Origin of the sequence: Acinetobacter sp. NIPH 2699 (assembly GCF_022549355.1) — a bacterium.
In the GTDB taxonomy this organism is placed as follows: Bacteria; Pseudomonadota; Gammaproteobacteria; order Pseudomonadales; family Moraxellaceae; genus Acinetobacter.
Genome location: NZ_JAKZGL010000014.1, coordinates 23858 through 49369, shown reverse-complemented (window position 1 = coordinate 49369; position 25512 = coordinate 23858). Strand labels below are relative to the sequence as shown.

Annotated in this window: 33 protein-coding genes and 1 pseudogene; 27 read left to right on the top strand and 7 right to left on the bottom strand. The window is 42.4% G+C overall.

Translation table 11 applies throughout. From position 1 onward, the window contains the following. The first annotated feature begins 15 nt into the window (after nt 1–15). Both MMP72_RS12885 and MMP72_RS12880 read left to right on the top strand, forming a co-directional pair. A complete protein-coding gene (locus MMP72_RS12885) occupies nt 16–831 on the top strand; it encodes an NAD-dependent epimerase/dehydratase family protein (protein ID WP_241317873.1) in 816 nt (271 codons plus the stop codon). Between the two features lie 128 nt (nt 832–959). Next, a complete protein-coding gene (locus MMP72_RS12880) occupies nt 960–1940 on the top strand; it encodes a putative solute-binding protein (RefSeq protein WP_241317871.1) in 981 nt (326 codons plus the stop codon). Between the two features lie 44 nt (nt 1941–1984). Here the strand turns inward: MMP72_RS12880 and plsB are convergent, their stop codons facing one another. After that, nucleotides 1985–4540, bottom strand: coding sequence for a glycerol-3-phosphate 1-O-acyltransferase PlsB (gene plsB, locus MMP72_RS12875; RefSeq protein WP_241317869.1), 2556 nt, complete (start codon nt 4538–4540; stop codon nt 1985–1987). 411 nt (nt 4541–4951) lie between these two features. Between plsB and MMP72_RS12870 the strand changes: the two genes are divergently transcribed. Further along, the gene (locus MMP72_RS12870; RefSeq protein WP_241317866.1) at nt 4952–5824 is read left to right on the top strand and encodes an acyl-CoA thioesterase II; all 873 of its coding nucleotides are present in this window, start codon (nt 4952–4954) and stop codon (nt 5822–5824) included. A 206-nt stretch (nt 5825–6030) separates the two neighbouring features. Beyond that, the gene (locus MMP72_RS12865; RefSeq protein ID WP_241317864.1) at nt 6031–7272 is read left to right on the top strand and encodes a dicarboxylate/amino acid:cation symporter; all 1242 of its coding nucleotides are present in this window, start codon (nt 6031–6033) and stop codon (nt 7270–7272) included. 53 nt (nt 7273–7325) lie between these two features. On the opposite strand, the gene MMP72_RS12860 is transcribed toward MMP72_RS12865, so the two are convergent. The 6 genes from MMP72_RS12860 to MMP72_RS12835 all read right to left on the bottom strand — a co-directional run bounded on the left by MMP72_RS12860 (nt 7326) and on the right by MMP72_RS12835 (nt 13893). After that, complete coding sequence (locus tag MMP72_RS12860; RefSeq protein ID WP_241317862.1) at nt 7326–8270, bottom strand: metal-dependent hydrolase; 945 nt, start codon at nt 8268–8270, stop codon at nt 7326–7328. 129 nt (nt 8271–8399) lie between these two features. Further along, a complete protein-coding gene (gene yihA, locus MMP72_RS12855; protein ID WP_241317860.1) occupies nt 8400–9176 on the bottom strand; it encodes a ribosome biogenesis GTP-binding protein YihA/YsxC in 777 nt (258 codons plus the stop codon). A gap of 68 nt (nt 9177–9244) precedes the next feature. Beyond that, complete coding sequence (locus MMP72_RS12850) at nt 9245–9703, bottom strand: Rrf2 family transcriptional regulator (protein WP_241317850.1); 459 nt, start codon at nt 9701–9703, stop codon at nt 9245–9247. 77 nt (nt 9704–9780) lie between these two features. Next, entirely contained in the window at nt 9781–10992 is a 1212-nt protein-coding gene (hmpA, locus tag MMP72_RS12845; protein WP_241317847.1) for an NO-inducible flavohemoprotein, read from the bottom strand. A gap of 141 nt (nt 10993–11133) precedes the next feature. Continuing rightward, nucleotides 11134–12681 (bottom strand): helicase HerA-like domain-containing protein, encoded by a 1548-nt coding sequence (locus tag MMP72_RS12840; RefSeq protein WP_241317845.1) that lies wholly within the window; start codon nt 12679–12681, stop codon nt 11134–11136. 18 nt (nt 12682–12699) lie between these two features. Then, nucleotides 12700–13893 carry a PLP-dependent transferase gene (locus tag MMP72_RS12835; protein WP_241317843.1) on the bottom strand — a complete coding sequence of 398 codons (1194 nt, stop codon included), beginning with the start codon at nt 13891–13893 and terminating at the stop codon, nt 12700–12702. 168 nt (nt 13894–14061) lie between these two features. Between MMP72_RS12835 and MMP72_RS12830 the strand changes: the two genes are divergently transcribed. The 23 genes and pseudogenes from MMP72_RS12830 (at nt 14062) to secY (ending at nt 25512) form a co-directional block, all read left to right on the top strand. Beyond that, nucleotides 14062–14790: a type 1 glutamine amidotransferase gene (locus MMP72_RS12830; protein WP_241317841.1), complete on the top strand. Its 729-nt coding sequence runs from the start codon at nt 14062–14064 to the stop codon at nt 14788–14790. Between the two features lie 230 nt (nt 14791–15020). Continuing rightward, nucleotides 15021–15332: a 30S ribosomal protein S10 gene (gene rpsJ, locus MMP72_RS12825; protein ID WP_000070912.1), complete on the top strand. Its 312-nt coding sequence runs from the start codon at nt 15021–15023 to the stop codon at nt 15330–15332. A 57-nt stretch (nt 15333–15389) separates the two neighbouring features. Continuing rightward, nucleotides 15390–16028, top strand: coding sequence for a 50S ribosomal protein L3 (gene rplC / locus MMP72_RS12820; RefSeq protein ID WP_004673009.1), 639 nt, complete (start codon nt 15390–15392; stop codon nt 16026–16028). Between the two features lie 11 nt (nt 16029–16039). Beyond that, entirely contained in the window at nt 16040–16642 is a 603-nt protein-coding gene (gene rplD / locus MMP72_RS12815; RefSeq protein WP_241317839.1) for a 50S ribosomal protein L4, read from the top strand. Further along, entirely contained in the window at nt 16639–16959 is a 321-nt protein-coding gene (gene rplW / locus MMP72_RS12810; protein WP_004673004.1) for a 50S ribosomal protein L23, read from the top strand. The genes rplD and rplW overlap by 4 nt, the downstream gene beginning before the upstream one ends. A gap of 11 nt (nt 16960–16970) precedes the next feature. Further along, nucleotides 16971–17795: a 50S ribosomal protein L2 gene (gene rplB, locus MMP72_RS12805; RefSeq protein WP_241317837.1), complete on the top strand. Its 825-nt coding sequence runs from the start codon at nt 16971–16973 to the stop codon at nt 17793–17795. A gap of 12 nt (nt 17796–17807) precedes the next feature. Further along, entirely contained in the window at nt 17808–18083 is a 276-nt protein-coding gene (gene rpsS, locus MMP72_RS12800; protein ID WP_004673001.1) for a 30S ribosomal protein S19, read from the top strand. An 11-nt stretch (nt 18084–18094) separates the two neighbouring features. Further along, nucleotides 18095–18424 (top strand): 50S ribosomal protein L22, encoded by a 330-nt coding sequence (rplV, locus tag MMP72_RS12795; protein WP_004672999.1) that lies wholly within the window; start codon nt 18095–18097, stop codon nt 18422–18424. A gap of 1 nt (nt 18425) precedes the next feature. Further along, nucleotides 18426–19242 (top strand): annotated as a pseudogene (gene rpsC, locus MMP72_RS12790) (30S ribosomal protein S3). Further along, nucleotides 19182–19595 carry a 50S ribosomal protein L16 gene (gene rplP / locus MMP72_RS12785; RefSeq protein WP_017402239.1) on the top strand — a complete coding sequence of 138 codons (414 nt, stop codon included), beginning with the start codon at nt 19182–19184 and terminating at the stop codon, nt 19593–19595. The pseudogene rpsC and the gene rplP overlap by 61 nt, the downstream one beginning before the upstream one ends. After that, on the top strand, nt 19595–19792 hold the full coding sequence (gene rpmC, locus MMP72_RS12780) for a 50S ribosomal protein L29 (RefSeq protein WP_000849927.1): 198 nt from the start codon (nt 19595–19597) through the stop codon (nt 19790–19792). Before rplP ends, rpmC begins: the two co-directional genes overlap by 1 nt. Then, complete coding sequence (gene rpsQ, locus MMP72_RS12775; protein ID WP_241317836.1) at nt 19789–20046, top strand: 30S ribosomal protein S17; 258 nt, start codon at nt 19789–19791, stop codon at nt 20044–20046. Before rpmC ends, rpsQ begins: the two co-directional genes overlap by 4 nt. A gap of 92 nt (nt 20047–20138) precedes the next feature. After that, complete coding sequence (rplN, locus tag MMP72_RS12770; RefSeq protein WP_004657680.1) at nt 20139–20507, top strand: 50S ribosomal protein L14; 369 nt, start codon at nt 20139–20141, stop codon at nt 20505–20507. Nucleotides 20508–20516: 9 nt separating this feature from the next. After that, nucleotides 20517–20834 carry a 50S ribosomal protein L24 gene (rplX, locus tag MMP72_RS12765; protein ID WP_241317833.1) on the top strand — a complete coding sequence of 106 codons (318 nt, stop codon included), beginning with the start codon at nt 20517–20519 and terminating at the stop codon, nt 20832–20834. A gap of 15 nt (nt 20835–20849) precedes the next feature. Continuing rightward, entirely contained in the window at nt 20850–21386 is a 537-nt protein-coding gene (rplE, locus tag MMP72_RS12760) for a 50S ribosomal protein L5 (RefSeq protein WP_004672992.1), read from the top strand. Nucleotides 21387–21395: 9 nt separating this feature from the next. Next, nucleotides 21396–21701, top strand: coding sequence for a 30S ribosomal protein S14 (gene rpsN, locus MMP72_RS12755; RefSeq protein ID WP_004672990.1), 306 nt, complete (start codon nt 21396–21398; stop codon nt 21699–21701). A gap of 11 nt (nt 21702–21712) precedes the next feature. Then, nucleotides 21713–22108 (top strand): 30S ribosomal protein S8, encoded by a 396-nt coding sequence (gene rpsH / locus MMP72_RS12750; RefSeq protein ID WP_241317831.1) that lies wholly within the window; start codon nt 21713–21715, stop codon nt 22106–22108. A gap of 13 nt (nt 22109–22121) precedes the next feature. Continuing rightward, nucleotides 22122–22655 carry a 50S ribosomal protein L6 gene (gene rplF, locus MMP72_RS12745; protein WP_130160949.1) on the top strand — a complete coding sequence of 178 codons (534 nt, stop codon included), beginning with the start codon at nt 22122–22124 and terminating at the stop codon, nt 22653–22655. 14 nt (nt 22656–22669) lie between these two features. After that, entirely contained in the window at nt 22670–23020 is a 351-nt protein-coding gene (gene rplR / locus MMP72_RS12740; RefSeq protein WP_004660364.1) for a 50S ribosomal protein L18, read from the top strand. 2 nt (nt 23021–23022) lie between these two features. Next, nucleotides 23023–23520 carry a 30S ribosomal protein S5 gene (gene rpsE / locus MMP72_RS12735; protein ID WP_004657688.1) on the top strand — a complete coding sequence of 166 codons (498 nt, stop codon included), beginning with the start codon at nt 23023–23025 and terminating at the stop codon, nt 23518–23520. 6 nt (nt 23521–23526) lie between these two features. Further along, nucleotides 23527–23703, top strand: a complete 177-nt coding sequence (gene rpmD, locus MMP72_RS12730; protein ID WP_003653652.1) for a 50S ribosomal protein L30 — start codon at nt 23527–23529, stop codon at nt 23701–23703. Between the two features lie 3 nt (nt 23704–23706). Beyond that, a complete protein-coding gene (rplO, locus tag MMP72_RS12725) occupies nt 23707–24147 on the top strand; it encodes a 50S ribosomal protein L15 (protein ID WP_130160951.1) in 441 nt (146 codons plus the stop codon). 45 nt (nt 24148–24192) lie between these two features. Continuing rightward, nucleotides 24193–25512: a preprotein translocase subunit SecY gene (gene secY / locus MMP72_RS12720; protein ID WP_171063511.1), complete on the top strand. Its 1320-nt coding sequence runs from the start codon at nt 24193–24195 to the stop codon at nt 25510–25512.

The window sequence follows — 25512 nt, the reverse complement described above, 5'->3', positions numbered from 1 at the left end:
TGGTCAAGGATATATATGCATATTTTATTTATTGGTTATGGTAAAACATCTCAGCGTGTCGCTAAACACTTATTTGAGTGTGGTCACCACATTAGCACAATTAGTCGCAGCGAAAAAACAGATTGTTATGCGACTCATGCTATTCAAGATGTACAACGACTAGATTTAACCGCATTTCGTCCGATTGATGTGGTCTATGTGATTCTCGCGCCATCACAAAGTAGCGTAGAGGCTTATCAACAAACCTATGTCGAGAGTGTTGAGCCGATTGCTCAGGCGCTAAAATTGCATCCAGTGCAACGCATTATTATTGTGTCTTCAACTCGGGTCTATGGTGAAAGTGCAGGTGAACGAATTGATGACGAATCGTTAATTCAACCTGCGGATGAACAAGGGCATTTGCTGCGTAAAATGGAACTTTTATGGCAAGCACATTATCCACGACACAGTATTATCATTCGTCCATCGGGCATTTATGGCACATCGATTGTTCGATTGAAAAGATTGGCAGAACAAACACTGAATTATCCAACCATTCATTATAGCAATCGGGTGCATATCGATGACTTAGCTAAGTTTTTGGCCATGTTAGCCGATTTACCAGCAGTAGCGTCCAGCTATATTGTGAGCAATAATACGCCTTTGCCGATGCATGAAATTTTACTTTGGTTCCAGCAACAACTTCATTTACCCCATTTGCAGCTTGTTTCTGAGCGACCTACGGGCAAGCGAATTTATGCGACCAGACTATCGAGAATCGCTTTTAAATTTGACCATTTGATTTGCTTTAATGACTATGCTGAGGCGCTATTGGTACATAGTAATAGATGAAATTTCGATTAAACTGCAACTGAGTTTTCATTCTTGGTATAGATTTTGATTGCTTAATATCTGTGAGTACAGGGCTAAATTGACCTGATTTGTGCACATGGATTGTGCTAAGGCATTAAGGGGTATATATGAAAAAAATAATTTGCTCAATGTTACTTGGCTTAATGACGACTATGAGTTGGGCAAGTGAAAAGGTATGGTGTGTATTTGATCCTTTAAGTACGCAGGGAGATATTAACCGTCGTTTACATGATATTCGGTTATATGCACAACACAGCCAAGTCCAGTTGAAATTTAAAAACTTTAAAAATGAAAAAGAAGCGATACAGGCATTTGATCAAAATGAATGCTCGGGTTTGGTTGCATCAAATTTTAATACCTATCGCTATAATCAGTTTATGGGTAGCACCAGTGGCATTGGTCTTATTCCGAATAATCGAACGGCACGTGTATTTTTACAGTTGCTCACGAATCCAAACGTCGAAAAACGTATGATTGGTTCCGAGTATGAAGTACTTGGGATGATTCCAGTCGGTACGGTTTATATGATCATGAATACCCAGAAGATCCAGAAAGTCTCACAACTTAAAAACAAGAGCATTGGAATTTTGGTGGATAATCCGCCGCAGTTGGCATTGGCACAAAGTGTGGGTGCAAAACCAGTTTATGTGGATTTTGCAAATGCCATAGACTTATTCAAACAGAAGAAAATTGATATTTTAGCTGCACCAGCTTATGGCGTGTTGCCTTATAACCTCAAAAAGGAATTTGGTGAGTCTACTCAGGTGGTCAATTTCCCAGTGGCCTATTTTGCTGTCAATGTTGTGATTCGTTCTCAAGGCTATCCAACTGATTTTGGTCGGAATATTCGCACTTGGTTTGTGAAAAATAGCAATGTGTTGGCCGCTCAAGCCATTCAGTGGGAAAACCAACTGCCAGCATACTATTGGGCGGATATTTCAGCTTATGAAAAACAAGGGTATGACGCGTTGGTGATGAGAATTCGTAACCGCTATGTGGCATCTGGTTATTATGATGCTTATTTGGTTGAGTTGATCAAGCGTTTAAGGTGTTTGGATGAACCCAAATATATCGAGTGTCGGAGATAGAAATAAATAACGGCAACAGAAGTTGCCGTTATTGCATGTTCTGTTTAAGCTTTTTTACGTTTTAAACGACGTTTGGCTTGTTGTGATGCCATTGCCTCTAAAGCGGTTGCGAGCTCTTCATCACTAAAGGTGGTGATGTGTTGCAACATTTGTAAGGTGGTTTCATCTAACACAAGTCGCGCACCTGCTGCCATCTCACTGAAGTTATCTTCATACTCAATGAACCCTTGTTCATTGTTACGAATATAATCTTGCTGCGTTAAAACTTTGATAAAACTTTGGAAGAGCGATTTATCAAAGAATTCTGGTGAGTTGAACTCGTAAAGCACAGATAAACGCTGACCTAATAAATGACTTAATTCTTCAACTTGCTTGGTCGAAATATTGCCAGAACCGCGTTGCGTAATTAGTGCAAGCGTCATGTAGTAGCGTTCTAAGCTTTGTTTCACAGGCATTGCTAACGTTAAAAGCTTTTGATGCTCTTCACTATTCGGTGTTGGGCTAAATAAGTTGTCATCATGGTCTTGGAAAATCAGACCAAGCTGAACCAGCGCATCGATATAGCTATCAATGTGTTGTTGTAGTTCAGATGGCTGCCATTTCATAAACAGTTCGGCTTTTAAGAACGGATATAAAGTACGAATCACGTTGCTTAGATCTGATTGATTAATTTTACCGTTGTGCTCCACCAATGATGCAACCAAAGATGGCAATACAAAGGCATGCAAAATATTATTACGGAAATAGGTGAGCAATACCGCTTGGTTATCTTCAATCGCAATAATATCGCCCAAGACATGTTGAACACGTTTGATCAGTTTGAGTTTTAAACCATATGCAATGATTTCTTTACCTGATAATGACGTGACTTGGGTACGTTCATCATACGGTTGTTGTGTGACCAGATCTCGGTAAATATCGAGCTGTTTTGCACAGATTTCTTCGTCCAGCGTATGCTTTGGCGTGGCCAATAAAACCAAAGAAAGCAATGAAACAGGATTAACAACCACTGCACGGTTAATATTTTCTAGAATCAGGTTGGCTGAGCTTGCAACGACACTGGAGATTTCGGCTGAAATAGGCGCATCATTCTTTTCGATGTGCACATTGTCTGCTTGATGCTGTTTTAGAATGTCATCTAAGAAAACAGGCTCACCAAAGTTGACATGAACTTTACCGAAGATTCTTTCAATTTTACGTAAAGTTTTGAGGATGCCGAAAATCGATTCGGCTTCTTTAGGCTTACCTTGCATTTCACCGACGTAGGTCGCGCCTTCCATCAAGCGTTCATAGCCAATATACGTAGGTAAAAATACGATTGGTTTCGCAGGTCCACGCAGGTGACCCTGAATGGTCATTGCCAACATACCTGTTTTCGGTGGAAGTAAACGACCTGTACGTGAACGTCCGCCTTCAATAAAGTATTCGATTGGTGTGTTGCGAGATAGAATGCTGTATAAATATTCTTTAAAAACAGAAGTATAAAGCGCATTTCCTCGGAAAGAACGACGAATAAAGAACGCACCACCACCACGTAATAGCTGCCCCACAAAAGGCATGTTTAAATTATCACCCGCAGCGATATATGGAATCATCAAGCCGCGTTTATAAATCACATAGGACAGCAACAAATAGTCGATATGGCTACGATGACATGGGGTATAGATAATCTCATAATCTTTGGCCAGTTCACGAACGGTACTAAAGTTATGCACTTCAACGCCGTCATAGAGTTGCGTCCATAAACGTGTCAGTGCCATATCCGCAAAGCGCACCGCTGAAGCAGAATAGTCTGAAACGATTTCATTGACATAGCCAATCGCACGACGTTCGGCTTCCAGCATACTGATTTTATGCTGAATACTTTCACGACGAATCGCATCTTGTACATCAGGAGCTTTGACAACCGATTGCATGACATTACGGCGATCAGATAAGTCAGGCCCAAGCACCACTTCACGCTGTTGATCTAGATAGGTATCCAGTGAGCTTGCAATGTAGGTTGCAGGGGAAATATTGGGATGTTGGGTTTTGGCGTAGTCGACCAATTCACGTAAAGATTGTGGTTCATGGAACTCTAAGTATGATTGACGACCATGTAAGCCAATATTAACCAGTTGTTTTACGGTACTTGGTGTGGCCCAAGTATCCGAAAACAATAATTTGAACCAAGAATCTTCTTTGTCTGGTGAGCGTCCCCAAAGTACAGTCACGGGAATTAATTGAACTTCAATGTCAGGATTTTGTTCTAGGGCTTCAATCAGTTGTAATAAGCGTGGAGGATAAGTCTGAGTATTGAAAAAAATATTATCGTTCTGATGTAAAAAAAGGACTGAATTTTTTTCTTGATAGCTGCCAAAACTTAAAGGATCTAGAGCGGGTTTAAGCTGAAGGCGACGGGTTTCACCATCGACCACCAGTGCATTACTATGCGAGTAGTTTTGTAATACATAGCATACGACTTTATTTGGATCGGCTGGGCTTTGTTCTGTTGTGGTGGATTCTACAGGAACTTCACCAAGAACATGTGGTGTGACCACAAGGTCAAGTAACTTACTCGAAAGTTGACGATACATTTGACCAAATCCTGTCTTGGACATTACAAACTCCTAAATGATAATCCTGAGCATGAGGCATTGTTATAGTGCCGTAAGAAAGCGCAGCTTAGGTTGCAGCGCAAGACAAAGCTCGATAAACACAGACAGCAACACGATATTTTGCGGTATTTTGACATAAAACGGTATGCTATTTTCTGACAAAATATAACGTATTTGGTAGATTTTATCGTTAAAAAACGTATTTTTAGCAGTTATAAATACTGAATGCCTGTGAAATACTGATGAATAGTGATGATATCCAATCTGGTTTTGAGTATTGAGCAGACGCTATAAGGTGACGGGTGAATCACTTTATCCAAAGCACGGTCATTTAAATTTGTGGCACAATCAAAATGATCAACCCTAACAAGGATGGTTTGATCTCTCCCTCATTGTTGTAAAAAAGGTGATTACATGAATGCTTTAACGCAAGAACTTGTTGAGCTTTTGACGCTAGAAAGGCTGGAAGCTAATATCTTTCGGGGCAATAGCCGTAACTTGGTTGGCAAACGTGTATTTGGTGGACAAGTGCTTGGGCAAGCGCTAAGAGCTGCGTCATACACCACGGATCGTCCTGCGCATTCGTTACATGCATATTTCCTGTATGGAGGGGATGTCAATGCTCCGATTATTTATGAGGTGGATACGCTTCGAGATGGGAAAAGCTTTGCCAGTCGTCAAGTGCGCGCGATTCAACATGGACGCACCATTTTTTCAGCGATGGTCTCTTTTGCCAATCCAGAGGAGGGCTTAAATTATCAACATAAAGAGCCTGAATATCCTGCACCTGAAAGCCTAAAGTCTGAAAATGAACTGAAAGAGGCGATGATTAATTTTGTCCCTGAAAATGTTCGTGCCAGTTTTATGCGTGAACGTCATGTGGAAATTCGCCCAGTTCAGTTGATGAATCCTTTTCAGCCGCAGCCTGAAGCACCGTTTTATGCACATTACATACGTACGCATGGTGATATCGCTAAAAATTTGGATGAAATCTCATTGCATCAAGCAATCGTGGCGTTTTACTCTGATTTTACTTTGATGACCACGGCATTGCGTCCGCACGGCTTGTCATGGATTTCTCCAAACCTACAGTGTGCCAGTATCGATCATACCATTTACTTCCACCGCCCATTACGTGCAGATGAATGGATGCTCTATGAAATGGAAGCGACGGTTAGTGCAAGTTCTCGCGGACTCAATTTTGGTCGGATGTGGCAAAATGGGCAGTTGGTCTGTAGTACGGTTCAAGAAGGTTTGATTCGGCTCAGAGAAATCGAAACACAATAATCATTAGAATTGAAGCATGTCGTGAAAATCGGTCATGATGAGGAAGCCGCTCAAATCATTTTGCAGCGGTATCTTTGCTCAAAATGTATTGATGAGTCAGTTGTTTTAATGGCTTTTTTATCATAACAATGTGACAAAAAATTGCTCGATTCTTCAAATTGAGCATGCGATAGTAGCCTAGTTTTTCATTCTTTATATCAATCACAATGAATTTAAATACACAAATTCTCATTGCGGCAGTACTTGGCTTAGCACTTGGTCTTTTACTGACAGCTTATCCACACACTGTCTTTTTCGAAAGTAGCTTATATGGTTTGGGGATTTTAAGCAGCATTTTCATTGGTTTATTGAAAATGTTGCTCATTCCACTTATTTTTAGTTCGATTGTTGTTGGTGTTTCAAATTTACAATCAGGTGGTCAATTTGGACGAGTCTGGAAAATCACCGTTTTATGTTGTCTTACGACAACGACCTTGGCATTGATTCTGGGAATCGCTTGCGCACATATTTTTGAAGTGGGTAAGGGGATTGATATCACCATTTTCCAAGCGGATATGCAGAGCCATCAAAGCCCAGATACCTTAACCCCTTCAAGCTTTTTGACGCACTTTATTCAAAATACCTTAATTAATCCATTCAAGGCTTTTAGTGAGGGCAATGTCCTTGCTGTTGTCGTGTTTGCACTTTTTTTAGGTGTTGCTTTGGTGAAAGGTGGCGAGCGGTTTAGTGCTGTGCGTCAGATCAGCCAGCAATTTTTCGAGATCATGATGATACTGGTCGGCTGGGTGATGAAGCTCGCACCGATTGGTATTTTTGCTTTACTTGCCAAGCTGGTTGCGACGGAAGACCTTTCTGTTTTGAGCCGACTCGCTGAGTTTGCAGTGGTTGTGACGGGTACTACGATTTTCCACGGAGCTGTGGTTTTACCTGCTTTATTGTGGATCTTTGGAAAAATGAATCCAATTACCTTTTTTAAGGGCACTCGTACGGCATTGGTGACCGCTTTTGCAACCAGTTCCAGTTCGGCAACCATGCCATTAAGCATGAAGTGTGCGCAAGAAAATTTAGGTGTTAGACCGCAAACCGTAGGTTTTGTGATTCCTTTGGGCACACAACTGAATATGGATGGTACAGCACTCTATGAAGCTGCCGCCGCCTTGTTTATTGCAAATTTGATGGGCTTGGATTTGAGTTTAACTCAACAAATTATTGTTTGTTTAACTGCGATGATTGCCTCATTAGGTGCACCTGGGATTCCAAGTGCTGGTATGGTGACCATGATTATGGTGTTGCAATCTGTTGGCTTACCCGCAGAGGCGATTGCGATTTTATTACCGATTGATCGTTTATTAGATACTGTACGTACCGTGGTGAATGTACAGGGTGATATGATGATTAGTGTTGTTGTTGATCGTTATGCTAAGCAAGCCGAATTAGAGTCCACTTAAGTTATCACCATAAAAAACAGGATCTTGTGATCCTGTTTTTTTATTTGAGTATTTTATGCTGCTGGTTGTAAAGCACGTTTTGCAGCAGGTGAACGATTTAAATAATTCACCGCATCTTGAGTATTGCCTTCTTTTACAGGGTCATACCACGGCATGAGGTAATCAAGTTGTTGGGCAACTAGCCACGCTGGACCTGGTAAAATCTTAGCGTCTTTAAGTGCAGTCTTCGACCATTCGATCCAGATCCAAGGTTTGAATAGACTCGGTTTCTTATTAGCAAAGCGAGGGTCTTGACTCATGATATGTGCAGCGCCATCGACCCATAAACCGAGGACACCAATAATCACCACAACACTGAGGTAATAGCGGGCAATATAGCCACCACCGAGATGACGATAAAGATCGAATGCAACAGTGCGGTGTTCAATTTCTTCAGAACCATGCCATTTGATTAAATCAACCATTTCAGGGTCTGCGCCAAGCTCTTCCCAACGTTTGTTGTAAAGTGCGTATTTACCGAGTACACAGGTCATGTGTTCAACGGTTGCAATCACACCTAAGCGAAATAAATCCCACTGATGATCAAGCGCTTTAGGGATTTCTTTACCAAAAGGTTTGTCTGCTAAAGCTTTGGTAAATAAGAAGTCCATAATGTCGAGATTACGCTGCATATCAATATTGCGTTTGCTTAGATATTCTTTGTTTGCAGAGGTATGTGCAATAGCATGCATGGCTTCTTGGCGAATAAATGCTTGCACATCTTCTTTGAGTTTTGGATCGGTAATTTCAGGCAAAACTTTATTGTATAAACGGCAGAACCAAAACTCACCTGCTGGTAAGATATTGTTAATTTCATTAATAAAATAGCTAGCGAAAGGCTGGTTTGGAATCCAGTCTACAGGCGTTTTTTCCCAGTCAAACTTTACTTTGCGGGGGAGAATTTTATAGTCAATCGAAGAACCAAGAACTTTGTTCTTCACAAATGATAGTAATTTCATCGTTTAGTCCTAATCGAAAGTGCAATGAACCAATAGTATGGAGTATATGAAAATACCCCACCTGTTGTGTTTAGCAATTCAGGACAATTAAAATTTATTTTATGCATCAAGTTGCGTGAATTGCATTATTTACTCTTGAACGTCAGATTCTGTGGCTTCTGGGATTTGATCGAGGTCAAATTCAGTAGGTTGGTCGAGGGTATAATTCAAACGCCCTCCCATCACACTTGCCAGTTCCTCTAAACCAATTTTATTCAATGATGAAAACAGTTGAATAGAAAAGTCCAATTTCATCTTTTTCAATTGTTGTTTCACCGCTAATAGGGTTTCATTGGCAGGTCCACGATTGAGTTTATCAGCCTTGGTTAAAAGAATATGTACAAATAAATGGCGTGAATGAGCCCATTCCAACATCATTAAGTCAAAATGCTGCAATGGATGACGAATATCCATCAATAACACTAAGCCTTGTAAGCTTTGACGATGGATGAGGTAATTTTCTAGTTCTTTTTGCCACACCAGTTTCATCGCTTCGGGTACGGCTGCATAGCCGTAACCGGGTAAATCGACTAAACGCTGGTCAGGATTACCCAAGCTAAAGAAGTTAATCATTTGCGTGCGACCCGGTCTTTTCGATGCACGAGCCAATTGTTTCTGATTGGTGAGTGCATTGATTGCACTAGATTTACCTGCATTGGATCGACCAGCGAAAGCAATTTCATAGCCTGTATCTTCCACGCATAAAGCAAGCTTTGGCGCACTCATTAAAAACTCAGCTTGGCGTAACCAATTTAAAGACTGATTTGCATAAAGTGTTAATGCAGGATCAGTCTTTTTCTCGTAACTGATTTTTTCTTTTGGGGCGAGTTTAGCTTTGGTATCTTTCGATTGTTGACGCTGACGCATAGAAGCTTACTTTAAAATTTGAAATAGCGAGATCTATTATAAAGGATGTCTGCGATTGGTGCGAATCCTCATAACGAGGCTTTTGGAATGAGTTGTAAAAAATCGATATTTGAATGTTGAGACGAGGGAAGAATGCTGTGTTGTAATACTTCACCCACAGTATATTGATCAAGACTTTGATAAAAGCTCTCTAAGGCTTGATCTAAAATACCTTTTAACCCGCAATGCGAACGCAAAACACAAGGAGGGGTATTACATTCTACAATTTGCTGATGCCCTTGTAAGATACGAACCACTTCACCTAATTTAAGATTTTTAGCGTCTGGGTTGAGACGAAGACCACCGCCTTTGCCCCGCGTGGTAATAATCCAATGTTGTTTACCCATGAAGTGGACAATTTTAACCAGATGGTTTTGCGAAACATGGAGGTCTTCAGCAATATCGGCAATCGTATACGGTACATCACTCGGACGAGCGACATACATCAGAATTCTGAGTGCATAATCCGTAAATTTATTGAGTTGCATGGTTTCACTCAATCTATTGCTTTAAATAGAAAAGGCTAGTCTATCATAGGCTAGCCTTATACAAAACGCAGTACCGATTAGCTCAGTTTAACTCCGCCAGTGCCGAAGGCTTCGCTATGGATATTTTCGGCAGGGATACCACGTGCAACCAACGCCTTATGCTGTTCAGCCATAAACGGCATTGGACCACATAAATAATAATCTGCATTGCTTGGGAGTAAAGCAGTATCCAGTGATGTTAAATCTAAACGTCCAGCAATATCATAATCTTGACCTAACACATCGTTTTCATGGGGAAATTCATAGGCCGTGAAGGTACTGAGGCGTGGATATTTTGTTCTGAGTTCCTGAATATGTTTTTTCATGGCATGAACTTGGCTGCTACGACATGCATGGATAAAACTGACAGGTTGTGGCATATCTAATGTCACGAGTTGATTTAACATCGCGATCATTGGGGTTAAACCAACACCACCACTAATAAATACATTATGCTTGCTGCTATCAATCAGATAAAAGTTACCTGTAGGGGCGGAGACTTCAATTTCTGAGCCTTCAGCTAAACCATGTAAAGTACTTGAAACCCAACCACTTGCCAGATCCCCTTTTTCATCTTCACGTTTCACGGAAATTCGTAAATAGTCCGCTTGTGGGCTGGTTGATAAGGTGTATTGGCGTGGCTGTCTTAAGCCTAGCTCTTCAACAAAAACACGTACTGAAATATATTGACCTGCTTCATATTGTGGTAATTCGCCACCATCGACAGGTGCGAGATAGAAAGACGTAATTTCATCACTCTCAACCACTTTCTTGGCGATTTTAAAATTACGCCAGCCTAACCAACTGCCTTTGGTTTGTTGATGTTGATCATAAAGCGCTTTTTCAGTACTGATAAAAAGATCAGCCAATTGACCATAAGCTGCTGCCCATGCACCAATTAATGGGTCTTCCATTGAAATATCCAGTACCTCACTGATCGAGTGTAAGAGATTCTCACCTACGATATTGTAGTCAGGTGATTGAATATTCAAGCTGACATGTTTGTGGGCAATCAACTCTACCACAGGTAAAAGCACTGACGGATCTTCGATATTTTCTGCGTATGCCAATACGGCACCAGCAAGGGCCTGTGCTTGAGCACCGCTACGTTGATGTCCCATGTTAAAGGTTTCTTTTAATTCAGGATTGTTTCCCAACATGCGGTTATAAAAGTAACCTGTAAGTGCCACGCCATTCTCGCGAAGTACAGGAACAGTTGCTTTTACTAGGTCAATTTGCTGTGGAGTCATGGTTGATCACTCTTGGCTATTGTTTATAAGATATATTTAAAATACATCTTATAAAATGTATTTGCAATGCATATTTAAATAAAAGCCATAAAAAAATTAAGGGATAATAAATTAGCCCTTAATTTTTAATGAAATAAAGTTTTATTTACCAAATAACGAACCCAACAACCCCCTCACAATTTTCTGACCTGTACTGCCACCTAAACTACGGGCTGCACTTTTGGCAAAAGTCCCCACGATATCTTGGGTCAGTTTTTCACGATCACGTTGTGCCTTTTCTGCGGCTTTTTGCTGTTCACGGGCAAAACGTTCCTGCTCTTTGGTTTGTTGTTTTGCCAAGGTTTCTTGTTCTTTACTTTGTTGTTTTGCTAGCGCATCGGATTCTTTTTGTTGATACAGTTGCAGAACTTTCTTTTGTAATAACTCATAAGCACTATCCCGATCGACCGCCTGATCATAGACACCTGCGACGATACTCTGCGAAATAATGATTTGGCGTTCTTCAGGTGTGATTGGGGTAAATGATGAGTAGGGTGGCATCACCCAGCCACGTTCTACAATTTGTGGCGTGCCTTGCTCATCTAGGCAGCTAATCAGTGCTTCACCCACAGCAAGTTCAGTAATGGCTTGATCGACTTTAAATTCTGGATTGGCACGGAAGGTATCAGCCGCAGTTTTTACCGCCTTTTGATCTTTGGGTGTAAATGCACGTAGGGCATGTTGAACCCGATTACCCAATTGACCTAACACGCTTTCAGGTAGATCCAGCGGATTTTGAGTAATGAAATATATTCCAACCCCTTTGGAGCGAATTAAACGAACCACTTGTTCGATTTTTTGCTGTAGGGCTGAGCTGGCATTATCAAATAATAAATGTGCCTCATCAAAGAAGAACACTAACTTTGGTTTATCCATGTCGCCGACTTCTGGAAGCTGTTCAAATAATTCCGAGAGCATCCATAACAGGAATGTGGCATAAAGCTTGGGCGTATTCATCAACTTGTCAGCAGCGAGAATATTGATATAGCCATGACCATTGCTGTCGGTTTGAATGAAATCTAAAATATTGAGGCTGGGTTCACCAAAGAATTGTTCACCACCTTGATCGCCTAATGCCAGTAAGTTGCGTTGAATCGCACCAAGACTAGCAGGGGAGAGATTGCCATATTCAGCTTTGAGGCTGGCTGCATTTTCACTGACATAACTCAGCATAGATTTTAGGTCTTTAAAGTCAATGAGTAATAGACCTTGATCATCTGCAATCCGAAATACTGCTGAGAGTACACCCTCTTGAGTGTCATTTAGATTGAGCATGCGAGCAAGTAATAGTGGGCCAATCTCAGAAATCGTGGTGCGAATCGGATGGCCTTGCTGTCCAAATAAATCCCAAAAAATCACAGGTGATGCTGCAAAGGGAACACGCTCAATTTTGAGTAAATTCAGGCGTTCTTCAAATTTTAGATTATCGCTACCTGCTTTGGCGAGACTGGATACATCGCCTTTGGCATCGGCTAGAAACACAGGCACACCAAGACGAGAAAAACTTTCTGCGAGCACCTTAAGCGTCACGGTTTTACCTGTACCTGTTGCACCTGCAATGAGACCATGGCGGTTGGCAAATTTAGAATGTAGAACAATATCTTGTGTGGTATCTGTGGTTTTTTTAGCAATAATGATGGGTGTGCTCATTCTTCACCTATTTTAATATCATTCCAGTTGTTTTAGTGCGTTTTGAATATCTTGGATCAAATCATCAGGATGTTCTAGTCCTATACAGAAGCGAACCAATAAACCTTGTTGTAAATGTGTATTCTCAAGTGAGCGCATCGGTTTTAAGTCATATAGCATCACTAAGCTGATCGGGCCGCCCCAACTAAAGCCAAGTTTGAACAGGGTTAGACTGTCGCAGAATTGACGTATAGCAGTCAGATCATATTCAGGTTTAAAGATTACACTGACTAAGCCAGCACTTTTGCCAGTGTTGCAAACTTCTGTCCAAAATTGATGACCTGCTGAATCTGGATGGCTTGGGTGTAGCACTTGGCTAAACTGGGGTTGTTGCTTTAACCAATCGAGTACTGTGATTGCACTTTTAGATTGTTGTTCATAACGAAGTGACATATGTGCCAAGCTGCGCTGGATTTGTGCAGTATCATCGCCAGAAACGGAGATACCTTGAATCGCATGCATGCGGAAAAGTTTGTGATGTAGCTGTTGATCACGTGTCACGGCTGAGCCCATCAACATGTCACCGCCACCACTTGGATATTTGGTTAAGGCATGCACGGTGATATCAACGGAGAGATGTTCATCTGAAAAATCAAAGGCATTAAAAGCGAGTCCTGCTCCCCATGTGTTATCTAGGGCGGTGAGAACATTGGCTTGTTGTGCTTTTTTGACTAAGTTTTTTAAGTCTGGAAATTCTAAAGTGACTGAACCAGCCGCTTCTAGCCAGATCAATTTGCTTTTTTCAGTGGGTTGAAAACTATCGGCATCAATTGGGTTATAAATTTTGACAGTAATCCCATAGCGATCTTGTAGATTTTTCAGATGTTCCAGATTAGGACCATAAATATTGTCGGCAACCCAGACCTCATCGTCTGTATTTAATACTGTACTATTCACCAAATTAATCGCAGATAAACCACTGGGTGCAAGTAAGCAATAACTGCCGCCTTCAATTTGAGCGATATTGTCGGCTAGGGTGAATGTGGTTGGGGTGCCATGAGTCCCATAGCTATAGTCATAAGCATCGGTCCAGTGGCGATCAAAAAGGTGCGTTGTGGATTGGAAAATAATGGTGGATGCACGAAATAGGGGAGGTTGAACCGTCTCAATATACTGAGGGGCTTGGCGTGGTGCATGAATGAGGTGAGTCTGTCTGTTTTTATGTTTAGTCATGGGGCAAAATCAACACAATATAATGACTTAGGTTAAGAGAAAATAAACAAAGCTGCCAGTGATTTGCACGTTTTGTACAGAATCGGTACAGATCGAACACTCTGACCTCAAACTGGCTTTATTTTTGCTAAGAATTATTATCATTCTAACGATAATAGGTTTTCGCGCATGAAGTCGCATTTAAGAGTGCATTATTTTCAGCACATCGCAGGTGAAGGTTTTGGTAGTTGTTATGATTTCTTAAAGGCAAATCGGGCAAAAATTACCGCAACTGAATTTTTTGCTTTACCCGTTGATTTACCACTTGAATTGGAGGCATTACCTCGGGTGGATGAGGTTGATTTACTGATCATTATGGGTGGAACCATGAGTGTTAACGATGAGGTGAATTATCCGTGGTTGAAGCTAGAAAAAAGATGGCTGCGTCGCTATTTGGCTGCGGGTAAGCCAGCGATTGGCTTATGCTTGGGTGGTCAGTTGATTGCAAATGCGTTGGGGGCGGCTGTTAGTCGAAATCCACATCAAGAATTGGGTTGGATGGATGTGGGGCGAGCATCACATATCCCTGAAAATTGTTTTCAAATTCCTGAGAAAATTAACATTATGCAGTGGCATAGTGAGACCTTTGAAATTCCGCGCGGTGGTGTGCACTTGGCTGAAAATAAAGTGTGTCGCAATCAGATGTACCAAATTGGACGTAACGTGCTTGGTTTTCAATTTCACCCTGAAATTACACCGCATGCTTTGCATCTTCTGATAGAGAATGAGGAGGATGCGGCTGTGTTTAATGGGGAGTATGTGCAACCGATGTCTGAGCTAAAAAGAACTCTGAAAAGTAAGTTTGAGCAGGGAAATCGTTTGCTTAATCAAGCGATAGACTATGTGGTCAGTGCATAAGACGACTTAAAATCTAAAAATAAAAAAGAAGAATTGCATAAGACTTAAACAATCGCTATAATGAGCGTCCCTCAATAGGAGGGCGTTTACTGCGAGTAAAGTAGTAAATGCATGACAGTCGTGGCATCGATCACGACCATAGTGATTTTCACTGCCCTTGACACTTGCCAAAAAAAAGGTGAGGTGCGTCATGGGTGATTCTTTATATATTTGGCTTGGAGTTTACTGGTATGTCTAACCAGAGAATTCGTATCCGTTTGAAGTCTTTTGATCATCGTCTGATTGATCAATCTGCTCAAGAGATCGTAGAAACCGCTAAGCGTACTGGCGCACAAGTGTGTGGTCCAATTCCGATGCCTACTCGCATCGAACGCTTCAACGTTCTTACTTCACCACACGTCAACAAAGACGCACGTGATCAGTATGAAATCCGCACATACAAACGTTTGATCGATATCGTTCAACCAACAGATAAAACTGTTGATGCATTGATGAAGTTAGATCTTGCTGCTGGTGTAGATGTTCAGATCGCTTTGGGTTAAGGCTTTCGGTTGATTAACGTTAAGTTAATTAGGCCGCTTTTTTAGAGGTTTATGCACATGGCTATTGGTTTAGTCGGTCGCAAATGTGGTATGACTCGCATCTTTACAGATGCTGGTGTATCTGTACCTGTTACAGTTATCGAAGTCGATCCAAACCGCATTACGCAAATCAAAACACTTGAAACTGATGGTTATCAAGCAATTCAAGTAACTACTGGTGAACGTCGCGAATCGCGCGTAACTAACGCTCAGAAAGGTCACTTCGCGAAAGCGGGTGTTGCTGCTGGTCGTTTGGTTAAAGAGTTCCGTGTTACTGAAGCTGAGCTTGACGGTCGTGAAGTTGGTGGTTCTATCGGTGTTGACATGTTTACAGTTGGTCAAGTTGTTGACGTAACTGGTCAATCAAAAGGTAAGGGCTTCCAAGGTGGTGTTAAGCGTTGGAACTTCCGTACGCAAGATGCTACTCATGGTAACTCATTATCTCACCGTGTATTAGGTTCTACAGGTCAAAACCAGACACCTGGTCGCGTGTTCAAAGGCAAGAAAATGGCCGGTCACTTAGGTGATGAACGCGTAACAGTTCAAGGTCTTGAGATTGTATCTATTGACGCTGAACGTTCTGTTTTAGTTGTTAAGGGTGCTATTCCTGGTTCAACTGGCGGTGACGTTATCGTGCGTCCTACCATCAAGGCCTGAGGGGAAATACTGTGAATTTAAAAACTGTTTCCGGCTCTGCTGTTGAATTGTCTGAAGTTGCTTTCGGACGTGAATTTAACGAAGCTCTTGTACACCAAGTTGTTACAGCTTATTTAGCTGGTGGTCGTCAAGGTACTCGTGCTCACAAATCACGTGCAGATGTTTCTGGCGGTGGTAAAAAACCATTCCGTCAAAAAGGTACTGGTCGCGCTCGTGCGGGTTCTATTCGTAGCCCGATCTGGGTAGGTGGTGGTAAAACTTTTGCTGCTCGCCCACAAGATTGGTCTCAAAAAGTAAACCGTAAGATGTATCGCGGCGCAATGCAATGTATCTTAGCTGAACTTGTTCGCCAAGATCGCCTTGTGTTAGTTGAAGAGTTTGCTGTTGCAGCTCCAAAAACTAAAGACTTGCTTGCTAAACTTAACGACTTGAATGCAACTCGTGCATTGATCATTACAGATGCTGTAGATGAGAACTTGTATCTTGCAGCGCGCAACCTTCCACACGTAGATGTGGTAGATGCAACTGCGATTGATCCTGTTAGCTTGATCGCATTTGATAAGGTTGTAATGTCTGTAGCTGCTGCTAAGAAAATTGAGGTAGAACTCGGATGAACAACGAACGTATCTATCAAGTCCTTCAAGGACCAGTATTCTCAGAAAAAGCACAAGTTTTAGGTGATACTGCTGGTGTTCAAGTGTTCAAGGTTGCGCTTAATGCCAACAAACTTGAAATCAAAAAAGCAGTTGAGCAGCTCTTTGGTGTGGAAGTTGTTAAAGTAAATACAACGATCACTAAAGGTAAAACAAAACGCTTTGGTAAAACATTAGGACGCCGTTCTGATGTGAAAAAAGCATACGTCACCCTGAAAGCTGGCCAAGATGTTGAAATGGCTGACTTGGGCGATACCGCTGAAAACGCAGCGGAATAAGGACGAGAATTATGCCAATTCAAAAATGTAAGCCAACGTCTCCAGGACGTCGCTTTGTAGAGAAAGTGGTTCATAGCCATCTCCACAAAGGTGCACCTTATGCGCCGTTGGTTGAAGCTAAAAAACGTACTGGTGGTCGTAATAATAATGGTCACATCACTACACGTCATGTAGGTGGTGGTCATAAACAAAACTATCGTATTGTTGACTTTAAACGTAATAAAGATGGTATTCCAGCGACTGTAGAGCGTATTGAATACGATCCTAACCGTACAGCGCATATTGCTTTAGTTCTATATGCTGATGGTGAACGTCGTTATATCATTGCGCCTAAAGGCTTGCGTGCTGGTGATAAAGTTCAATCTGGTAACGATGCTCCAATTCGTCCAGGTAACTGCTTGCCACTTCGTAACATGCCAATCGGTTCTACCCTGCATAACCTTGAACTTAAAATCGGTAAAGGTGCTCAATTAGCGCGTTCTGCTGGTACTTCAGTTCAATTGTTGGGTCGTGATGGTTCTTACGCTATCGTTCGTTTACGTTCAGGTGAAATGCGCAAAATCCATGTTGAATGTCGTGCTGTCATTGGTGAAGTTTCTAACCAAGAAAGCAACCTTCGTTCACTGGGTAAAGCTGGTGCTTCACGCTGGCGTGGTATTCGTCCTACCGTTCGTGGTATGGCGATGAACCCAGTTGACCATCCACACGGTGGTGGTGAAGGACGTAACAAAGGTATTCAGCCTGTAAGTCCATGGGGTCAAAAAGCTAAAGGGTACAAGACACGTACCAATAAGCGTACGACTAAGATGATTATTCGCGACCGTCGCGTCAAGTAAGGAATCTGAATAATGCCTCGTTCATTAAAAAAAGGTCCATTCGTCGACGCACATTTGTTCGCTAAAGTTGAAGCTGCTATTGCTGCTAACAACCGTAAGCCGATCAAAACTTGGTCACGTCGTTCAATGATCCTACCAGACTTTGTTGGTTTAACAATTTCTGTTCACAATGGTCGTAACCATGTTCCAGTAATTATTTCTGAGCATATGGTTGGTCATAAACTCGGTGAATTCGCGCCAACTCGTACCTATCGTGGTCACGGTGTTGATAAGAAGTCTAAACGTTAATAGGTGCTATGATGGAAGTAACTGCAAAATTACGCGGTGCCGCTATCTCGGCACAGAAAGCACGTTTAGTTGCTGATTTGATCCGTGGTAAATCGATCGCACGCGCGCTAGATATTCTAAATTTCAGCAACAAGAAAGCGGCTGTGCTTGTTAAAAAAGCACTTGAATCTGCGATCGCGAATGCTGAACACAATAACAGCTTAGATGTTGATGACCTTAAGGTAACTACGATTTACGTTGATGAAGGTGTAAGCCTTAAACGTATCATGCCACGTGCTAAAGGCCGTGCAGATCGTATTACTAAGCGTACTTGTCACATCACCGTTAAGGTAGGGGTTTGATATGGGTCAGAAGGTTCATCCAATCGGTATCCGCCTGGGTGTTGTGAAACGCCATAACGCTAACTGGTATGCGAGTCCGAAACAATACGCTGAATACTTGCTTAAAGATCTTCAAGTTCGTGAGTTTTTGAATAAAAAACTTAAGAGTGCGATGATCAGCAATATTCTTATCGAACGTCCTACTGGCGCTGCTAAAGTAACAATTAGCACTGCTCGTCCTGGTATCGTAATCGGTAAAAAAGGCGAAGACATTGAGAAATTACAGCGTGAACTCACCACTATTATGGGTGTTCCAGCTCAAGTTAGCATCAATGAAATTGATCGCCCTGACTTGGACGCGCGTTTAGTTGCTGAAGCGATTGCTTCACAATTAGAAAAGCGTGTGATGTTCCGTCGTGCTATGAAGCGTGCGGTTCAAAACACCATGCGTGCTGGCGCTAAAGGTATCAAAGTTGAGGTTTCTGGTCGTCTTGGTGGCGCAGAGATTGCTCGTACTGAATGGTATCGTGAAGGTCGTGTACCTTTGCATACACTTCGTGCGGACATCGACTACGCAACTGTGCGCGCTGAAACAACTTACGGTACGATTGGTGTTAAAGTTTGGATTTTCCGTGGCGAGATCTTAGGTGGCATGAAACAAGTCATGAACCCTGCTCCTGCTGAAGATCGTCCAGCTAAACGTGGTCGTGGTCGTGGTGAAGGTCAAGAGCGTCGTGGTCGTCGCAATGACCGTGCTGCTGACAAGGGAGAATAATCCATGTTGCAACCTAAACGTACCAAATTCCGTAAAGTGCACAAAGGCCGTAACACTGGTCTAGCGCATCGTGGTAGTACAGTATCATTTGGTTCGATTGCAATCAAAGCAACTGAACGTGGTCGTATGACTGCGCGTCAGATTGAAGCTGCACGTCGTACCATTAGCCGTCGTATTAAACGTGGTGGTAAAATCTTCATCCGTGTATTCCCGGACAAACCAATTACTGAAAAACCATTAGAAGTTCGTATGGGTAAAGGTAAGGGTAGTGTGGAATACTGGGTTTGTCAGATTCAACCAGGTAAGATCCTGTACGAAATTGAAGGTGTTAACGAAGAATTGGCGCGCGAAGCATTTGCTTTGGCTGCAGCTAAACTTCCGTTTAAAACCACTATCGTGACTCGGACGGTAATGTAATGAAAACTAAAGATCTACGTGAAAAATCGGTAGAAGAGTTGAAAGCTTTGCTTGATGAGCAACAGCTTAACCAATTCCGTCTTCGTATGGCGAAAGCAACTGGTCAATTAGGCAAATCGCATGAAGTGCAAATTGCTCGTAAGACAATTGCTCGTATCAAGACACTCCTTACCGAAAAACAGGGGAACGGACAATGAGTGAAAAAACAGTCCGCACGTTAACCGGCAAAGTCGTAAGCGACAAAATGGACAAGTCTATTGTTGTGCTTATTGAACGCCGTGTTCAACACCCGTTGTATGGCAAATCAATCCGCCGTTCAACTAAATTACACGCTCATGATGAGAACAACGTTGCTAAAATCGGCGACTTAGTGACCATTAAAGAAAGCCGCCCAATTTCTAAAACTAAAGCTTGGGCTTTAGTGGAAGTCGTTGAAGCAGCTGCTGAGTAATTAGACGTTCTTGTTGCATCATCGGGCGATTTCGAGTACTCTTTGAGCCTTTCGAAATTGTGACCGGTGATGCTCGGTTTTGGAGTAGGGCAATGATTCAAACCGAAAGTATGCTCGACGTAGCAGACAACAGTGGTGCACGCCGCGTACAATGTATCAAAGTACTAGGTGGTTCACACCGTCGTTATGCTTCTGTTGGCGACATTATTAAAGTTACTGTAAAAGAAGCAATTCCACGCGCACGTGTTAAAAAAGGTGACGTAATGAATGCTGTAGTTGTTCGTACAAAGTTCGGCATTCGTCGTCCAGATGGATCTGTGATCCGTTTTGATGATAACGCTGCTGTAATTTTGAACAACAATAAAGCTCCGATTGCTACTCGTATCTTCGGACCGGTGACTCGTGAACTTCGTACTGAACAGTTCATGAAAATCATTTCATTGGCTCCTGAAGTTCTATAAGAGGCAATCATGGCTAAGATTAAAAAAGGCGATCAAGTAATTGTGATCGCAGGTAAAGAGAAAGGCAAACAAGGTATCGTTTTGTCTGTTTCTGAAGATCGAGTTAAGGTTGAAGGCCTTAACTTAGTGAAGAAGCACCAGAAGCCAAACCGTGTAACTGGCGCCGAAGGCGGTATTGTTACTCAGGAAGCTTCGCTTCATATTTCAAACGTGGCAGTTTTTAATGCTACAACCCAAAAGGCTGACCGTGTTGGTTACCAAGTGATTGATGGCGCGAAAACTCGTGTATTCAAATCAAATGGTGAATCAGTGGCGGCAGCGAAGTAATAGGTTGAAAAGGCAATGGCCAGACTTAAAGCACGTTACAATGACGAACTTAAAGCAAAGTTACTAGAAGAACTTGGCATTAAGAATGTGATGGAAATTCCTCGCATCACAAAAATCACCCTTAACATGGGTGTAGGCGCAGCTGCAACTGATAAGAAATTATTAGATGGTGCTGTTGCTGATATGCAACTCATTGCTGGTCAAAAACCAGTTGTGACGCTTGCTCGTAAATCGATTGCTGGTTTCAAAATCCGTGATGGTTGGCCAATTGGTTGTAAAGTTACTTTACGTGGCGACCAAATGTACGAATTCTTGGATCGTTTGATCTCTATCGCAATCCCTCGTATCCGTGACTTCCGTGGTTTCTCAGCGAAATCATTTGATGGTCGTGGTAACTACTCTATGGGTTTAAAAGAGCAAATCGTTTTCCCTGAAATCGATTTTGACAAAATTGATCGTATCCGTGGTTTAGATATCACGATTACGACCACTGCTCGTAGCGATGACGAAGGCCGTGCGCTTATGCGTGCATTCGGCTTCCCGTTCAAATAAGAGGTCGATATGGCTAAGAAAGGTATGATTAATCGCGAATTGAAACGCGAACAAACAGTTGCTAAATACGCTGCGAAACGTGCTGAATTAAAAGCAACGATTGCAAATGTAAATGCTTCTGAAGAAGAACGTTTCAATGCGATGTTAAAGTTACAGGCATTGCCACGTAATGCATCTCCAGTGCGTCTTCGTAACCGCTGTGGTTTAACTGGTCGTCCTCATGGTTACTTCCGTAAGTTCGGTCTAGGCCGTAACAAACTACGTGAAACAGTAATGCAAGGTGATGTACCGGGCGTTGTTAAGGCAAGCTGGTAAGGAGCGACTAAATGAGTATGCAAGATACCGTTGCCGACATGTTAACCCGTGTTCGTAACGCACAAATGGCAAAGAAACAAACTGTTTCTATGCCGTCTTCTAAGTTGAAGGTTGCAATTGCAAACGTACTTCAACAAGAAGGTTATGTTTCAAATGTAGAAGTTGCTCAAGAAGAGATTAAATCTACTTTGACAATTACATTAAAATATTTCGAAGGCAAACCAGTTATCGAAACGGTTAAACGTGTAAGCCGTCCAGGCCTACGCCAATACCGTGGTAAAGATAAACTACCTAGCGTTAAGCAAGGTTTGGGTATTGCAATTGTTTCTACAAGCAAAGGCATCATGACTGATCGCGCTGCACGTGCTGCGGGCGTTGGTGGTGAAGTTATTGCTTTTGTTTCTTAATAGGTGATTCCTCATGTCTCGTGTGGCTAAAGCCCCAGTAACTGTACCGAATGGTGTAACAGTTACTCAGAACGGCCGGCAGGTCGAAGTGAAAGGCAGCAAAGGTACATTGTCTTTCAACCTGCATGCGCTGGTCGAGCTAAAACAGGAAGAAGGTAATCTTCAACTTGCTCCAGCTAAAGAGTCGAAAGACGCTTGGATGCAAGCTGGTACTGCTCGCGCTGTATTAAATAACCTTGTAAAAGGTGTTAGTGAAGGCTTCGAACGTAAGTTACAGCTTGTTGGTGTTGGTTATAAAGCTGCGGTTAAAGGTACTGTTGTAAACCTTAACCTTGGTTACTCACACCCGATTGACTACGCTTTACCTGAAGGTGTAACAGCGGAAACTCCAACTGCAACTGAAATCTTATTGAAGTCAGCAAACAAGCAGTTGTTAGGTCAAGTGGCGGCGGAAATCCGTGCATATCGTTCTCCTGAACCATATAAAGGTAAAGGTGTTCGTTATTCGGATGAAGTTATTCTTCGTAAAGAAGCTAAGAAGAAATAAGGCGCGAGGTTCTTATGAACGAAAAGAAACAAACCCGTTTGCGTCGTGCGAAAAGCACACGCTTGCACATTCGTGCATTGGGTGCGACTCGTTTGTGTGTAAACCGCACTCCGCGTCACATCTATGCTCAAGTTATCTCAGCAGATGGTGGCAAAGTTTTAGCGCAAGCTTCAACTTTGGATGCATCTTTGCGTAGTGGTGCGACTGGTAATATCGATGCAGCAACTAAGGTTGGTGCTTTAATCGCAGAACGTGCTAAAGCAGCTGGCGTTACTAAAGTTGCGTTTGACCGTTCTGGTTTTAAATATCATGGTCGTATCAAAGCCTTGGCTGATGCTGCTCGTGAAGGCGGCTTGGAGTTCTAATCATGGCGAAAGTTGAACAAAACGAAGGTCTCGTTGAAAAGCTGGTTGCCGTTGATCGTGTAGCCAAAGTTGTTAAGGGTGGTCGTATCTTCTCTTTCACAGCATTAACTGTTGTGGGTGATGGTAATGGGCGCGTAGGTTTTGGTCGTGGTAAAGCACGTGAAGTTCCAGCTGCTATTTCTAAAGCACTTGAAGCTGCTCGTCGTAACATGATTACTGTAGACCTTGCGGGGACTACTTTACAACATCCTGTGAATGCTCGTCATGGCGCAAGTCGTGTATACATGCAACCTGCTTCAGAAGGTACTGGCGTTATCGCTGGTGGCGCGATGCGTGCTGTTCTTGAAGCGGCAGGTGTACATAACGTACTTGCTAAATGTTACGGTTCTACCAATGCTGCGAATGTAGTAAACGCAACTTTTAAAGGTTTGCGTGATATGACTTCTCCTGAGAAAGTCGCTGCGAAACGTGGTTTATCAGTAGAACAAATTCAAGGGTAATCAATCATGAAAACGATTAAAGTTACCCAGACTAAATCCTCTTCGCATCGTTTAAAAAATCATAAACTTTGCCTACAGGGTTTAGGTCTGCGTCGTATTGGTCATACTGTAGAAGTGCAAGATACGCCTTCTAACCGTGGTATGGTCAACAAAGTTTACTATATGGTTAGTGTAGAGGAATAAGCCATGACTCTGCGTTTAAATGAACTTGCACCAGCAGAAGGTGCTAAGCGTGACAACCGTCGTTTAGGCCGTGGTATTGGTTCTGGCGTTGGTAAGACTGGTGGCCGTGGTGTCAAAGGTCAGAAATCACGTAAAAGCGGTGGCGTTCGTCCAGGCTTTGAAGGTGGTCAAACAGCACTTTATCGTCGTTTGCCAAAATTCGGCTTCACTAGCCAAATTGCTTTGAAAACTGCTGAAGTACGTTTGTCTGAATTGAATAAAGTGGAAGGTGACGTTGTTAGCCTTGAAACTTTAAAAGCTGCGAATGTAGTTCGTCGTGACCAAATTCGTGCTCGCATCGTGCTTTCAGGTGAAATCACTCGCGCGTTCACTGTACAAGGTGTTGCGTTGACTAAAGGCGCAAAAGCTGCTGTTGAAGCAGCTGGCGGTAAGGTCGAGGAGTAATCTCGAGTGTCTATGACTCCTAGTTCTACTGGTCATGTTAACATGATGAAAGGCCAACCATTTCATGTGAAATATCGTGAAATTATTCGTCGATTAATGTTCTTGATTGGCGCGTTGTTGGTCTTTCGACTAGGAGCGCATATTCCGTTGCCAGGCATTGACAGTGTGGCACTAGCAAGCTTTTTTAAGGCTAATGAAGGTACCTTCTTAGGCTTATTTAATATGTTTTCTGGTGGCGCATTGGAACGCATGTCAATTCTAGCGTTAGGGATTATGCCGTACATTTCTGCATCGATTATTGTGCAGTTAATGTCTACGGTAGTCCCTTCGTTAGAAGCTTTGAAAAAAGAAGGCGAGCAAGGCAAACGTAAGATCAATCAATACACGCGTTACGGCACTTTATTTCTTGCACTTGTGCAAGGTATAGGGATGTGTGCTGGCTTGATTAGTCAGGGTATTACCTTGACATCAGGCTTAGCATTCTATGTTCCAGCAGTGACTTCGCTCGTTGCAGGGACAATGTTCTTGATGTGGTTGGGAGAGCAAATTACCGAACGTGGTGTTGGTAATGGTATCTCAATGATCATTTTTGCAGGTATTGTCGCTGGTTTACCAAACTTGGTGATTCAGTCATTCTCATCTGTTCAGAATGGTCAAGGTAGTTTAATTGGATTAGCTGTCTTCGGTTTATTATCGTTAGCCGTGTTAGCTGCGATTGTGTTTATTGAAAAAGCACAACGTCGTATTCCAGTGAACTACGCACAAAAGCAGCAAGGTCGTCGAGTATTTACTGCACAGCAAACGCATTTGCCATTAAAAATTAACATGGCAGGTGTTATTCCAGCGATTTTCGCAAGCTCACTGTTATTATTTCCAGCGAGTTTGGGGCAATGGTTAGGAAGTGCTGATCCAAATGCAGGGATTGTCAAACGTAGTCTGCAAGACTTGGCATTGGTGTTATCGCCTGGACAGCCGTTGTATTTAATGCTCTTTGGCGGGTTAATTATTTTCTTCTGTTATTTCTATACGGCACTTGTTTTTAGCCCGAAAGAAGTTTCAGAGAATCTAAAACGTAGCGGAGCATATGTGCCTGGTATCCGTCCAGGTGAGCAAACGGCTCGTTATTTAGATCATATTCTTAACCGTTTGACTTTTATTGGTGCAATCTATATTACCGTGGTGTGTTTAATGCCAATGGTTCTACAAAGTTCGTTTGGTATTCCATTCCATTTGGGTGGAACATCATTGCTGATTGTCGTTGTCGTAGTCATGGATTTCATGGCACAACTTCAAGCGCACCTTACTTCGCATCAATATGATAATCAAACGTTAATGAGAAAAACGACTGCTCATCCCAAGGGATAA